11 protein-coding genes are annotated in these 14,600 nt (G+C 32.7%); 1 reads left to right on the top strand and 10 read right to left on the bottom strand.

From position 1 onward, the window contains the following. Positions 1–236: 236 nt before the first annotated feature. The 3 genes from NBT05_RS17545 to NBT05_RS17535 are packed head-to-tail and all read right to left on the bottom strand — an operon-like array spanning position 237 to position 3,957. Entirely contained in the window at positions 237–866 is a 630-nt protein-coding gene (locus NBT05_RS17545; protein WP_265771197.1) for a class I SAM-dependent methyltransferase, read from the bottom strand. 22 nt (positions 867–888) lie between these two features. Beyond that, complete coding sequence (locus tag NBT05_RS17540) at positions 889–1,992, bottom strand: glycosyltransferase family 2 protein (protein ID WP_265771196.1); 1,104 nt, start codon at positions 1,990–1,992, stop codon at positions 889–891. 3 nt (positions 1,993–1,995) lie between these two features. Continuing rightward, the gene (locus NBT05_RS17535) at positions 1,996–3,957 is read right to left on the bottom strand and encodes a tetratricopeptide repeat protein (RefSeq protein WP_265771195.1); all 1,962 of its coding nucleotides are present in this window, start codon (positions 3,955–3,957) and stop codon (positions 1,996–1,998) included. A gap of 277 nt (positions 3,958–4,234) precedes the next feature. Between NBT05_RS17535 and NBT05_RS17530 the strand changes: the two genes are divergently transcribed. Further along, on the top strand, positions 4,235–5,107 hold the full coding sequence (locus tag NBT05_RS17530; RefSeq protein ID WP_265771194.1) for a glycosyltransferase family 2 protein: 873 nt from the start codon (positions 4,235–4,237) through the stop codon (positions 5,105–5,107). A gap of 403 nt (positions 5,108–5,510) precedes the next feature. Here the strand turns inward: NBT05_RS17530 and NBT05_RS17525 are convergent, their stop codons facing one another. The 7 genes from NBT05_RS17525 to NBT05_RS17495 form a co-directional block, all read right to left on the bottom strand. Further along, positions 5,511–6,050 (bottom strand): hypothetical protein, encoded by a 540-nt coding sequence (locus NBT05_RS17525; protein ID WP_265771193.1) that lies wholly within the window; start codon positions 6,048–6,050, stop codon positions 5,511–5,513. A gap of 462 nt (positions 6,051–6,512) precedes the next feature. Next, complete coding sequence (locus tag NBT05_RS17520) at positions 6,513–8,279, bottom strand: hypothetical protein (protein WP_265771192.1); 1,767 nt, start codon at positions 8,277–8,279, stop codon at positions 6,513–6,515. Then, complete coding sequence (locus NBT05_RS17515; RefSeq protein ID WP_265771191.1) at positions 8,272–10,503, bottom strand: tryptophan-rich sensory protein; 2,232 nt, start codon at positions 10,501–10,503, stop codon at positions 8,272–8,274. Before NBT05_RS17515 ends, NBT05_RS17520 begins: the two co-directional genes overlap by 8 nt. 2 nt (positions 10,504–10,505) lie before the next feature. Continuing rightward, positions 10,506–11,789, bottom strand: a complete 1,284-nt coding sequence (locus tag NBT05_RS17510) for a BatA domain-containing protein (RefSeq protein WP_265771190.1) — start codon at positions 11,787–11,789, stop codon at positions 10,506–10,508. 1 nt (position 11,790) lies between these two features. Then, positions 11,791–12,690 (bottom strand): DUF58 domain-containing protein, encoded by a 900-nt coding sequence (locus NBT05_RS17505; protein WP_265771189.1) that lies wholly within the window; start codon positions 12,688–12,690, stop codon positions 11,791–11,793. 279 nt (positions 12,691–12,969) lie between these two features. Then, entirely contained in the window at positions 12,970–13,962 is a 993-nt protein-coding gene (locus NBT05_RS17500) for an AAA family ATPase (RefSeq protein WP_265771188.1), read from the bottom strand. An 8-nt stretch (positions 13,963–13,970) separates the two neighbouring features. Further along, on the bottom strand, positions 13,971–14,588 hold the full coding sequence (locus NBT05_RS17495) for a DUF4159 domain-containing protein (protein ID WP_265771186.1): 618 nt from the start codon (positions 14,586–14,588) through the stop codon (positions 13,971–13,973). Between the last annotated feature and the right edge of the window lie 12 nt (positions 14,589–14,600).

Here is a 14,600-nt window from a genome sequence, read left to right as displayed (position 1 = left end):
TACTATGATTAGTTTTAAATATAATTTTTAGCTGAACCGTATAAAGAAATAAGTAGTTCATACCATATACTATAAAAAAAGATAGAGATTCATTTAAGCCTAAAATTTGTATGAGAAAAAATAATCCGGAAAAGACAAACGAATAACTAAGTAAACTTACTACTAAGTATCGCTGGGTTAATTGTCTGTTTCTATTATTTATCAACAATTTTTTAATTAGTGCACACATTTAAAATTTATGCCTTTTTACGAGCTAAAACAATTGTCCAAGGAAGAGGAGATTGTACTGCTATCACTTCACCAAATTTTTTTTCTATCAGCTTAATTATAGATCTTTTAGACCAGTGATTTAAATGTCCGGGTGTATTTCCTAAATCTTTTAAATACTTAAATCGGCACAAATTTAAAAAACGCCATAAGGGTTCACGTGGTACTCCTAAGATTAAATATTGTCCGGAGACTCTTTGTAATTCTTCTAAAGCTGTCTCAGGATGGTCAAGGTGTTCTAAAACTTCTAATAGAAATAGTAAATTCACGCTGGCATTTTCATATTTTAAATCGTAAACACTTTCTTCAAAAATTTTTAACTCCGGATTTAAAAGTGTTGCTTTCTTTACCAGTTTTGGAACAAACTCAGAAGCGGTTAAAGAGGATACCATCTTCTTCAATTTTTTAGTAGATCTTCCTTCGCCACAGCCAATTTCATGAGCGGATCTAATAGGTTTTATTTTATCTATTAGTTTTTGAACCGACTTAAAATAAGATTCAACTAAATACTTAGAAATAAAATTTTCATCTTCATATTTTCCGGAGAAATCCTCTAACTCCGGAGTTGCCCGTAATTTGGAATGATCAATTTTATTCAAATTTTAAATAAATTTAGGTTAATTATTTCGATAGACTTTCGTTATCCTGAATATCCATCCACATAGCAAATAAAAAAGATTGAAATCCGGATATGGTTAAAAATATAAATATGATAAGATAGTCCGTAGGTGTCTTTGAATTTGGAATAAAGAAATTATATAGTAAATGGTATAAAAAATATAAATTGATAGTACCTATAATAATAGCAATCCAATACAATAAAAACAGAGGATGGAAACTTTTATATAAGTACTTCACACGTAAACGCTTGAAAAAAGAGCGAATCAAAAGAAATAATATAGGAAATGTAACTTTCCTTATTTTTAAAGTGGACTGTTCACCAACTCCATAAACTGGTTTTATTTTTACTTCTCGAATGGTACAGAATGCTATATTTAGTTTTACAAGAATATCATTTGGCATACCATATCTTTTATAAATATTATATAGGGGTATGGAATTTAATGCGTTATTAGACATAGCTGTATAACCACTTTGCGTATCTGAAATTCCCCAATACCCGGAAACTATTTTAGTTAAGATACTAAGTATGGAGTTTCCTAAAAACCTAATTTTAGGAATAATTATCCAGGCACTTTTATGAATCAATCGATTACCTTTTACATAATCGATATTTTCGTAAACAATAGGGCTACAAATTGAGTGTAATTCTGCCGGATCCATTTGTCCGTCACCATTCATTACTACAGAGCAGTCGATATCATGATCTTTACACCATTTATAACCTGTGGCTACCGCCGCTCCAACCCCACCGTTTTTAATATGCTCAATAAGAATTATTTTATCTTCTTCGGGATTTTGATTATGAATCCTAACAGGAGTAAATTTACTAACTTCTTCTACATTTTTACGGTGGACCTCAATGTCCGCCTGGTTATATATATTGGGTACAATATTAGTAAAGAGGTTTGAGACTAATTTTAGTTGTGATTTATTAGAAGGATTTAGATATTTTTTTACTACATCTATAGTTTTATCCTTTGAAACATCATCAATCACAATAATTCTATCTACAAAGTCTGGCATGCTATCGATTACCATAGAAATTTGAGTAGCCTCGTTATAACAAGGAATGACAACTGCAATTGTTTTATTGTTTAACATGTTTCAATTGATATTTTTTAAAGACCAGTTTAAATTATTTTGGGCGAGTTTATAGTCAGGGTCTAACTCCAAAGCTTTTCTGCAAGCATTTGCACCCAGTTGCCATTTACCCATTTGATTGTAAGCAGAACAAAGATTGTTATAAGCTCTTGAATTTTTTGGGTATTTTTCTAGTAGAATAGTACAAATGGAAATTACTTTATCGTATAATCCTTTGGTATAATATTTTAAACTCAGGTTCAGTAATTCCTCTTCGGTATAATTAGTAGTAATATTAACTTTTAATTCCTGCCATTCTTCTGAGGCTATCTGCTGTTTTTCTTCGATTTTTTCTAGTAATTCTTTTGAAGGTAAATGATTAGGACTTTTTTTTAAAGCATACTGAACATATTTTTTTGAAACACCAATTTTGTTATTTCTAAATAAATACCTAGCGTAAAAGTATTCGGGAGATGGAGAGGAAGACTTTATCGCTATGGCAGATTTAAAGTATTTTTCAGCTAATTGCTTTTTTTTGATCGCTGCATAGGCAACTCCTAAATTAATTTGTAATGAATAGTAATTAGGTTCTAGAAGAAGAGCTTCTTCAAATAATCTAATTGCTTCTTTATAATTACCTTTTTCCATAAAAGTTAATCCGTAATTCATTAAACCCCTTCCATTCTTTGGGCTTTTTATAGAAACATCTTTCCATAAAGATGCTCTACTATCCCAGACCTCAGTCCTCTGCATAGTACCATAGGCATGTCCAAATAATATGAACATTACTAGAACGGATAGTACAATTTTAAAAATTGGGTTTGTTGATACCTTATAGTTACACACTATTAAATATACTGTCCATGGAACCGCAATGAATAAACCTATAAACGGAAAAAACATTCTATGGTCATTAGCAATTTGAAATAACGGATTGAGCGTAGTAGGTAAAAGGGCAATAAAAAACCAGGCAATACCAAAACTTACAGGTCGCCATTTTTTGTAAAAACTTGTTTTTACCATAATTGTAACAAGAATTAAAATAACTACTAATCCTGTTAAGATACGAAAGTCGTACCAAGGCTTGATGATAGTAAAATCCGGATCTGCACTCAAATTAATAGGAAGTATAAAGCTTCCTAGATAATGTAGAATGATATAAAATTGTGTACTTATATATTCAAACCTACTTACTGTATAGTTGGTAGAAACTGTAACTTCCGGAGTAAGATAATATTGATTGATGCAAAATAGGCCTACAGCAATTACTGACAAGGGTGAAATTTTTAATCCAAAGTTTATAATATCCGATTTTGAGATTTTCTTAAAATTGTAAATAAAGTGTTGATCTTCAAAAAGTAATAAGTAAGCAATGACTATAGGTACAATCATTACCCCGGTTTGTTTGGTCCATATTCCTAGTACAACTGGAATTAGGTAAATACCATATTTTCTTAAGGACTTATTCATAAACAACAAGAGGGAGGCAACGGTACATAAAGCAGAAAAGGAATCAGATCGCGCACAGATATAATTTATAGTTTCCGCATTTACGGTATGAAAAGCGAACCAGGACGTACTAAATAAAGCAATTGCCGATAACCTATAATTTGTTTCTTCGCTTGATGTATATAAGCGGATCGTCAGAAAAAAAAACAAAACGATTAAAACCAAATACCAAATAAATATATGAATATGAAAAAATACTGGATCAAGTCCATTTCCTAGTTGATAGTCTATTGCATTTTTTAATGTGATTAACGGTCGGTAGGATTGATTTGCTGGTAAGGAACTAAACGTACTAGCATCCGTAAAAAAATTTGTCCAATTGTTTAAAGTAGTTATTGATTCATTTTGGACTATAGTGTGAGAATCATCAAAAAAAAAGGGGTTGTCAAAGTGATTTTTGTAAATAAATAATGTGGTTAGTAAAATGATCAATAAAACAAAAAACCTGTATTTATGTAAAATTGATGTTATGTTCATTTCTTTTGTAAAGTGAAATAATTAGATTTTAAAACCATTCAAGCTTATTCACAAAAATATGCTTTTTTAGATAAAGTGCAATAAAATTCGATTAAATGAGTAATATTGGTATTGATTTTATATTTGGATGTGGTTTTTCATTCTTAGGTTTATAATTAAACCTTACTTTTTGTAAGAATTTTTATATTCTTATATTTTCATATCTACTTCTTAAGTTATTTCATTAAAAAGTCTGATATTGCCTTAATTTAGTACTTCTATAGTATCCATGTCCTTAATGAATTCGGAAATAACCGTTATTATACCTATTTATAATGAAGAAGAATCTTTACCTATATTTCTTCCGGAGGTAATTTCATTTTGTACTGAAAACAATTATCAGCTCATATTAGTGAATGATGGCTCTACGGATACCACAGGAAAAATACTTTCTGACTTTGAAAATGTTGCTCAAGTGCAAATTATTACACATAAGGTGAATAAAGGATATGGAGGGGCAATCAAAACAGGTATTCTGCAAAGTTTAACTGATCTTGTAATTACCATAGATGCTGATGGCCAACATTATCTTGAGGATATTATTAAATTATATAAAAAATTATTAGCTGTAGATGCTGATCTGGTTATTGGTAGTCGTAAGGGAAATGCTAACGCTACGTACTTAAGGGGATTTGGAAAGAATATTCTAAGGGCTGTTGCTAAACTTTTAATGAATTTTTCTATTTACGACATTAATTCAGGTATGAAGTTGTATCGAAGTGATTTGGTGAAAAAATACCTAAAGCTTACTCCGGACACGATGTCGTTTAGCGATATTATTACTTTAATCTTTATTAATAATAAACATCTGGTGGTGGAGGAGCCTATTTTAATTAAAAAAAGGATTATGGGTAAAAGTACAATAGGTGTTCGTACGGCATTTGAAACATTTATTGAAATTATAAATATTGTTATTCTATTTAATCCGGCAAAAATATTTTTACCTATTGCTATTTTGCTATTCACCTCCGGATTCATATGGGGAATCTACTTTTTTGTTCAGGGGTTAGGTATTAGTATTGGAGGCAGTACTTTAATTTTAGCCGGACTTCTAATTTTCCTATTGGGATTAATTGCGGAACAACTTTCGGCTATTCGAAAAAATCAGTAAATTGAAAGGAGGTAAGATGATGATTTATCTATATAAGTTTTGGGTAAAGATTCAAGACCCACTTGCGGACGGGCAGGTCACTATTGCTCTTAGAACCAAGAATCAAGACTAATTATAATGATATTGAAAATCAATATTATAAGATATTCACGTTAAAAAAAATTACTTTTAACAAGTTTAACTGGAGTTAGATCCCAAAGGTTTTGGAAACCTTTGGGGTCTTGCTTATTCTGTATGTCAATTTACTTTTAGTTTAAAATCACCTTATTTTAATATCCTTATAAACTTTTATTTATTTTAACTGGACACCAATGAAAGGATTTTATAGATTGGTACTTTCATAAAAATAAGTAAACCCCAAAATGTACTTTTTAATTGTAGATATTTATGGTAAGTAAAAACTTTACTGTAACTGATTTGCTTTCTTGTATATTTTACCTTGATTTTTTAAATAATCTAAAAGTTGCAAATCATTCATATTCTCTACTAATTTTAAAAAATTAGCTTGATTTATAAGAAAGTTTACGAAACGAGGAACGTGTTCTAGTGGAATTTTTAATTCTTCGGATAGCGTCTTTTCTGAATATAAGTTATATATTTTATTTTCAGTTTCAAGTCTTTTATCAAGTTCAATTCGGTTTTTAAGCATTTTTGTTCTACCGGAAATTTTACTAATTAATTTTATTGAGTTTACAGAAATTGCTCTTTTACGAAAACGAATCAATTTTCCATTATCTACTTCAAATAACAATCGCTCATTTCTAGTTTTTACTTTTAACTCGGCTTTTGGTAATCCTAAAGATGCGGAAGTGATAACAGGTTTAGTGTTAAATGATCTTAAATCAGTAGTAATATGACCGGTCAAGTTATGTGGTCGAACAACCACTTCTTCTAAAGCAATCACTTTTTCTTCTAATTTAACTTGGAGGTTGTTCTGCGCCACTATAGTTTCAATGACTATTATTTTCTTTTTGTTAAATTGGACGGCACTAAATCGCAGTGTATCTAATACTTCAACCTTAATAGTAAAAACTCCTTCACTATTTGTAATAGATGATTCTCCGGAAGTTATATTGACTACTGAGATAGTTGAAATCGGAGTATCTCGATGGGTAACGGTACCGGTTAAGATTACCTTATTTTCCTGACCTATAATGATTATTAAAGGTGAGAACAGAAGTACAATTAGAAAAGGTGTACCTACTATATTAATGGCTTACGCTTTAGGTTTATTTTTTATATAAAACCATCATCGCTTTCAGTTGTTGCAAATTTTCTCTCTTAGAGATGACTGCTAGAAGAGGTTTCTGTTTAATTTGCATATCTAATATACTACTTGCTATCAGTTGTTGTTTAATAGCAGGGAAAAAGAGTAGCAATTCCATAATTTGGCACCACAGAATACTTATAAACTTCTTCTTTTTCCATCAAACCATAACCACCCCATACTTATTAAAAACAACAAGTAAAAATACCAAAGTGGGACAGGTCTTTGTTGCTCAAAATTGGTATGAGTAGTGTTTAAGGATCGTTCCAGGTTTTTATTTTGTTTACGTTGATGAAATTTTTGCCATGTTTTCCATCTTGATGAATCTAACACATAAAATTGTTGGGTATGTAGCGTGTCCTGAACCATTTGTAAGGTATTCCAGCCTATTTCTTTGGGATATGTAGTACCATTCCAGAGATAAGATAGTTCCGGATCTTGTAATAGAGGAATTTGGTGGCTATTATTTAAATAAACTTCTGGTAAGGCTAAGTTTGATCGAAAATGAAAGGTATAGGGTTTATCTTTAAAAATAAAATTTGGTTTGTCCTCCCATTGAACTTTACTGTTGGGCAACTTTATGATAGCATTAATTAATTTGACCCAATATGCTTGATACGCTTTTTCATTTCCTTTTAACAATAAGGGATAGGTATTTTTAATTAGAGATATACCAATTCTACCATTCTTAAGCTGTTGGTAAGCTGCAACCACCCGTTCATCGCTACTTTTCCAGATAGGTAGGGTAGGTAAGCTTCGTTTAATCTCAAAAGGGTAGGTCTCTAATTCGATGTTGATTTCTTCACTTAAGTTAGCTGTTTCTTTTTGATTTCTTCGTAAAGTAAAACCGGTAAACTCCTGAATTGATTTTAGGGAAACTTTGAAACTAGGTAAAATTAAAACGCCGATCCCCTCTTTTTTTACTGAATTGTGAAGCGCATTTTTTTCACTTTGAGACATTACATTAAGAACCGAAGAACTCATTATGATCAAGTCAGGAGATGTTAGGCTTTCTTTTTTAAATCCTAAAAATTGAAAGTCCGGGTCGTTGATATATTCGTATTTAAATTTTCCTTTACTAATTTGATTACGAACCACTAAGCGATGTCCCTGATCGGATAAAAAATTCTTTAAGTACTTACTCTCAAAATTAGGGAAGGTGTTAAGTAGCACAATATTTAAGGCTTGAGCCGTTTTAACTTGAACCGGAAGAGGTTCGGTTCTTAAAATCTGCTGTAAAGAGTCTTTTTCTACTAATTGATATACATAACTACCGGAAACCTTGATGGTAGAAGAAAGGGAAAATGTATCGAGCTGATGCCCTCTAAGAAGGACTGAATCTAAAGCGAAACCTCCTTCTGATTCTAAAAAAAGGCTGTTGGATACTATTGAATTTTGATAAACCCCTGAAACTTTAAGCTTATTTCCTTCCACGAGGTTATCGTTGTAAGTAACCTGACTAATTCCTTGTAACGAATCGGAAAATAAATAGTGAATAGTAGGAATTGATTCGAGCTGCCAAAAATCATAGGTTTTGACCCCGTCACCCAGGATGAAAAGCTCCTTAGGAAGTTTATCTTCTTTAAAAATAGGTTGATTGGGTTGATAGAAAATTTCTTCAATACCAGGATATAATTGTAAAAGACTATCTCGGTATTTTGATTGCTGAGAGTTTTCGGTTAGAAGAAGGTTTCTTTTACCTATTGAACTTCCTAGGTAATAAGGTTTTGTATATAAAAATAATAAAGCCAAAATTGCCAGTAGCGCAACTATAGCGTTTACCCAGAAGCTAGTCTTCTTTATCAGAAATCCTTCTTTCCATAGAAATAATAACCAACATAATATACTAATAAGTATACATGGAATAATATAGTTAGTATCTGAAAAGTATATGCGTTCACCCATTTACCTGTAAAGTTTTAAGGTAGTTATGATCTAAAGGAGTTATGATAAAAGAATCTGGTTCTATCTGCTTAGACTGATTGGGGATAGCTTCGAATAATGCTTTTTTTAGCACTTCTACTTCCGGAGTGGTTATCTTTTTTCCATCCGTAAGCTTTTTTAAAATTTGTAAAGCCTGTAAATAGCGACCGGGCTGGTCAATGGCAATTTGCGCAAGTTCTTTACCTGCATTTTTAAACAATAAATACTCATCTTTGACAACTACAAACTCTTTATCTATAGGAGATTCAGAAATTTTTTGAATAGCTTTCTGTATGTACGGATACAACTTTTCGTCCGTATGATTTCTTTTTTCTTTACCTGTTTTTATATTCTTTAAATCTCCAGTAAGCCGAGTTTCTTCTTTAATAGGCTCCGGATCAAAACCAATACGATGTACATAGATTCTCGCACTATTCTTAATTTCTTGCAACATCCGGAGTGCTCTGTATTGATAGGGTAACGATTTTTTAGGTTGGTACAGACGTAATTGTAGTTCAGCATCCCACATTTGAGATAATGCAATCCGTAGTTTACTTTTTAAGGATGCGGTGAACAACGTAGATTCTTCGGGATCATCGTGATTATGTAAGTAGGATTCCAGCGGGTCTTCTTGCGTTGCTTCTCCTTCATTTTCAGTATTATCATGTTCATGTTCATGATCGTGTTTTTCTTCAACCAGATTATGTTCATTTTCAGTATCGTGTTTATGCGTGTATTGATCAACTAAGTTTTCATCCTCATGTTCATGAGTTTCCTGGACTTGTCCCCCTTCAACTTCCAATTCTGATTCGTCCCCCATAAATTGTCCGTACTTTATCCGTAATGCTTTTTGTTCATAGCCCAGGTTATTACTTCTTCGGTTAAATTCTGATTTAAGGATTTTAGGCCTTTCTTTAATCAATTTTTCAGTATCGATAATTAACTGTCGTTGACTACGAAAATAGGCTGGCATCAGATCAACTGCCATTGCCCCTTCTACTGCAAAAATATCCGTAACAGTATCCCGAATTTTAGCAAAATAGGTTTCGCTTCTAGAAATATTGGGTGCTGGAGTTTTTTGATCGCTAACTTCTACATAAAAGTAAAGTTCGTCGCCAGGTACCATCTTTAAAAAGTCCAGGTTTATATTTTTAGTTAATTTTTGGTATTTACTCCCTTTTCTAGGAGTAGTGTCAAAATTTAATTTTTCTTCACGAAACTTTACGGATTCTCCTGAGCCGTTACTAACTGTAGCGATGATATAAGCCGTATTCAGGCCAAAGTCATCTTCTAAAACAGCAGTAAATCGAAGGTTTTTATCATCATCTTGACCAAGCGTATTAAACTTATCCAGATTTTGAATTTCTATCGAAGGTTTTTCATCCGGAATGATTTGAATGGCATGTAAATCTGAAGAAAACCATGTTGTATCTTTTAAAAAAGTAAAATTATAAAAGTCAGAAATCCGTAGCTCTTGTTGGTAAACATAAGCGTTATGTATTGCATCTAAGTTTTTATTTCTGGTATTAGATTGAAAGCTTAAAGAATCCGGGAGTTGGTCAAATTCTAAATTCCATATGGCTACTGTGCCTTCGACAACTTTAAGGTCAAAAGTAGTAAGTGTATCTTTGGGGATACCCGTATAACTTGGATATTGAAGTATTACAAATTGATCTGTAATTTTAGGTTTTGCTATATTCAATAAGGAATCAGCTGAAGTAAAGTTTATAAATTCTTTGACCGGTGGTGTATCTTTATTTTCTATGGTATCCGTATGTAAATAATTATTTACGATAAGTCCGATTACTCCGGAAACTACTGCAACTATCATAGGAATTTTAAAAGGAACCGGAGGTTTTAACTTCGGTAATTCAAATGCTACAGCGTTCTGTATAGTATGGTATTGGATTTTTTCCAACCGGGACAATTCGCTGTACTCCTTAATGAATAAGCCTGAACTGTATGCTATTTCTTGCAAATTCCGATCGATAAAACGTATTGTTCTAGCCGTAGTAATTTTTTGCGGTTTTTTGATCAAATAAAATAAACCAATAAGTATAAAAAAAGTAGCCACGGCTATACTAACATTGCCTAAGATTAAAAACGTACAAATGGCTCCGCTAAACCCATACATCCCGATCACTATAAGAATTTGAGTTTTCCATTGGTTTTTAAATTTGTTGATATAGTTAGTAGGTTGTTGCATAACTATTGTACCCGTTTTTTAGCAAGAACTCGTTCTGATACCAGAAGTACTAATAATACTATCCATAGATAGGAATTCATGTCAAACTTCTGGACCTCTGATATTATCTTTTTTTTAACGGAGTAATTTGTTCTTAGTTCTTCAGGAGCTATGGTTCTTTGGTCATCATTTTCGGCTGTTTTTAGAATTTCTTGAGATGGTCCTAAAAGGGTAACCAACGCGTCCATTAAATGTTGCCGAATGCTGTTTTCAGCATGTAAGAGAGCCGTTAATCTATATTTCTTTTTGTTTTCTTTTATAAGCAAGTCATCGGCAAATTGATCCGGTTGGTAATACACTAAGGTAGCCTCTGTGGCAGGAGAAGGCTCTGTACTTATCCAAAAGAGAATATCCAGATTTTCAATTTCACCATCAGTATTTATATTCTCGATTACAGCGGTAGTATTTATGTATTCTGAAACAACGGCTAAGGAAGCGGTTAGATAAGATTTCTGGTTTTTAAAGGAGTCATCTACTTTTAATCCGATTTTTAGTTTTTTAGTAGGAGTAATTAAAACCTTTTCATAAGAACCAGTGGTAAGAATACTATCGCCAGTTCCATTAGTATTTATAGCAGTATTGTTTTCTAAAAATTCTTTATTAAATAGAGTTGTCGTAGCATTACTTTTTACTCTATAGATAGTAGTTCCTTTATCGGATTGCTTTGCTGCTATTGGTTTAAAAGTACTTTGTATATTTTCGTCAATTTTTACCCATTTAATATCTCGGGATAGTTTCGGTCGTTTTCCTCTGGTATTTTTTAAGTAAGCCCTTGTAAATACCACCAGGCTATCTGCCGGAAAATGTTCTAAGTCCCGGGCTAATTGCCAATGAAAAATGTTTTTTGATATGGAATCTTCTTGATAGTTTGACTTAACTTTTGGAAAGCCTTTTTTAAAACTAAATACTACTTCTTTTTTTTGTAGAGAATCTATAAGCTTTTGCACCTCCGGAAGGGATTGTAAGGAGGGATCCACAAAGTAAGCAATACTTTTTTGACTTGGGATTTTATGCAATTGCATTCCGGAAACTAACAGGGTTACTCCGCCGATTAGTAGTAATCGAAGTAGTAATAATATCCATTCGTTTAATTGTATGCTACTGGCTCTATTAGATGAAGTGGGTTCAATAAATTGAGTACTACCTACTTTTATAGTGGTGTGTTGTTTTTTACTCCACAAATGAATAAGCAAGGGTAATAGTAATCCTAAAAAGCACCAAAGATATGTAGGATTTAAAAAACTCATATTACAATAACCTATTTCTTAATGCAACAAATTGATATATCGTTTCTTCTATTGGTTTCGAGTAGTTACAAAGAAAATATTGAATTCCTTTTACTTGTAACTTTTGCTTAATTTTATCTGTTCCCTGTTGTAAAGCTTTAAGGTATGATTCTTTGGCCGCCTGCGTATCCACCTTTTTTTTCTTTCCGGTTTCCAGGTCTTCAAAGATTACTTGTTTGTTATAAGAGAAATTCAGTTCGTTATCTCCTAATACGTGAATGACAATTACTTCATTTCTTGGATTTTTTAAATAACAAAAAAACTTAGTTAATTCATCATGTTCCTGGTAACCGTCACTTATACAGATAAAAAGTTCTTTATGTGCACGCTGATGTAATTTTTCTGCCCATTGTAAATCTATCGGCCACGTACCCCCGGGCTTTATCTCATGAAGATTTTTTAATAAATAGTTCCATTGATTTTTATGATCTGTAACAGGTATCTGTCGAAAACCAGTATCGTTAAGACTAGCCAAACCTATTTTGTCACCTTGTTTATCAAAAATATAGGCTAAAGTTGCAATGAAAACTTTTGCATAGTCAAGTTTGGATATATTTTGTTCTTCATGCCGCATAGAATTACTGGCATCTACAATGAATTGTACCTGAATATTAGTTTCTACCTCGGATTCTTTGATAAAATACTTACCGGACCTTGCCAGCATTTTCCAATCCAATTGTCTTAGATCATCCCCTTTTTCATAAGACCTGAACTGGCTAAACTCAATACCCAAACCTTTTCTTCGACTATTATGTAAACCATAGGTATAGCCATTAGCAATGGACTTTGCTAATAGTTGTAATCCCACTACAGACTGAATAGTTGCAGGTTCTAATATTGTATGATTTTTTTTGTTAGTCATTGATAGGTATCTAACAATTTGTATTTTTCGATCATTTTAAAAAGTGGCATTAGTGAACTATTAGATTTGCTTTGACTTTATATACATAGGTTTAGTTTGATCAAAATTCATCTCAAATTTTTCCTTTAGGAAAGAACTTTTAGGTTCCCTTTTTCTGGGGAAGGGTAAGGGATGAACCTTTATAGTAATATGTTGCTATCAGCATTATCATACCGCTAAAACTAGAAACCACCGCCTAACCTCTACACATCCTCATATCTTTTAATTCTAATTAAAATTTTATACTACTATTTTAATCAACTCATCCACTATTTTATCTGATGTTATTCCTTCAGATTCTGCATTAAAATTCATTAATATCCGGTGTCTTAATACCGGATAAGCAACCTTTTTTAAATCTCCGGGAATTACAGAGAGTCTGTTGTTAATTAAAGCTGTGGCTTTTGCCGTTAAAATCATTGCTTGACCCGCACGTGGGCCAGCTCCCCAACTTACCCACTTTTTTATATATTCATTATCCGTAGTTTCCGGTCTTGTATTTCTAACCATGGTACTTACGGCTTTGACAAGGTCGTCACTTATATATACTTCCCGTACCATTTTTTGTAATTTAAGAATATCATCTGCCCCTATAGATTTTTGAATTTCTTTAGAAGTTATTCCTGTGGTACTTTTTAATATTTTTTCTTCTTCGGAGGCATCCGGATAGCCTACTTTAATATATAAAAGAAATCGATCTTGTTGTGCTTCCGGTAGTACAAAGGTCCCGGATTGCTCGATAGGGTTTTGTGTAGCTAGGATAAAGAAAGGTTGATCGAGCTTATAGGTTTTGTTGGCGTAGGTAACTTCAAATTCCTGCATGGCTTCTAATAAAGCAGCTTGAGTTTTAGGTGGTGTCCGGTTAATCTCATCGGCTAATATCATATTTGAAAATAAAGGGCCTTTAGTAAACCGAAATGTTTTTTTTCCGGTAGAGAGATCATCTTCCAGTACTTCCGTACCAATAATATCAGACGGCATTAAATCCGGGGTAAACTGGATCCTTTTAAACCCCAGGTCCATAGTTTCTGATAGCGAACGGATCATTAAGGTTTTTGCCAGTCCCGGCACACCTTCCAGTAATGCATGTCCTCCTGCCAGAAACGCAATTAATAGTTGCTCCAGTACTTCTGACTGCCCTACTATTTTTTTACCGACTTCTTTTTTAACTACCTCAATTTTTGCTACCAAGTCTTTTACTTCTTGCGCTACCGTTGCTAATTCGTTGTCCATACTTTACTTTATGAGGTTAGGGCATACATTACAATATTAATAGCAAATCGCGTATTATCGTTTTTATACCATCTTTTATTTCGGAAATCATAATCCCATTCGCACCCGTAATCTTTATTACTATATAAAACACCTATTCTGTTATTTATTTCAATAGCTTTTAGATAATCATGAACCAAATCATCACCCCAGCCGTTTAACTCCTGTGATGTAGTAGGAGGGCCGTTTTCAAACTCAAAAAAAGAATTGTAGAGCGCATGATTATTTGCTATTTTTTTTAAAGCTCCAGGTCCGAAGCTTCGTTCCATCTGGCGTTCAAAAGATTTTGCAAACAATCCGTCAATATCATGATTACAATCATCTACAAATACAAAACCGCCACGTTCTACGTATTTTTTAAAGTTAGCAGCTTCAGCAGTTGTAAACTCCACTAATTTATGTCCGGATAAATAGCAAAACGGACTTGTAAATAATTCATCACTACCTAAAGAAACAATCTTTTCCTGCGTATCTATCGGAAGGGTAGTATATTCTACCAACGAATTTAACACATTAGAAGGCATGCGCTGATCAACATCCCAGTCTCCGGATTCGTATTGCAGGCGTGTGAAGAAGAATTTATTCATTACTAAAAGGAA

The organism is Aquimarina sp. ERC-38, from assembly GCF_026222555.1.
GTDB lineage: Bacteria > Bacteroidota > Bacteroidia > Flavobacteriales > Flavobacteriaceae > Aquimarina.
Note: the sequence above shows the minus strand (reverse complement) of the source record. Positions and strands in the feature narration are given on the sequence as shown.

What these genes read in the sequence shown, in the direction of transcription:
- NBT05_RS17540 (WP_265771196.1), bottom strand. Translation starts at nt 1,992, where the DNA reads ATGTTAAACAATAAAACAATTGCAGTTGTCATTCCTTGTTATAACGAG.
- NBT05_RS17535 (WP_265771195.1), bottom strand. Translation starts at nt 3,957, where the DNA reads ATGAACATAACATCAATTTTACATAAATACAGGTTTTTTGTTTTATTG.
- NBT05_RS17530 (WP_265771194.1), top strand. Translation starts at nt 4,235, where the DNA reads ATGAATTCGGAAATAACCGTTATTATACCTATTTATAATGAAGAAGAA.
- NBT05_RS17520 (WP_265771192.1), bottom strand. Translation starts at nt 8,279, where the DNA reads ATGGGTGAACGCATATACTTTTCAGATACTAACTATATTATTCCATGT.
- NBT05_RS17515 (WP_265771191.1), bottom strand. Translation starts at nt 10,503, where the DNA reads ATGCAACAACCTACTAACTATATCAACAAATTTAAAAACCAATGGAAA.
- NBT05_RS17510 (WP_265771190.1), bottom strand. Translation starts at nt 11,789, where the DNA reads ATGAGTTTTTTAAATCCTACATATCTTTGGTGCTTTTTAGGATTACTA.
- NBT05_RS17505 (WP_265771189.1), bottom strand. Translation starts at nt 12,690, where the DNA reads ATGACTAACAAAAAAAATCATACAATATTAGAACCTGCAACTATTCAG.
- NBT05_RS17500 (WP_265771188.1), bottom strand. Translation starts at nt 13,962, where the DNA reads ATGGACAACGAATTAGCAACGGTAGCGCAAGAAGTAAAAGACTTGGTA.
- NBT05_RS17495 (WP_265771186.1), bottom strand. Translation starts at nt 14,588, where the DNA reads ATGAATAAATTCTTCTTCACACGCCTGCAATACGAATCCGGAGACTGG.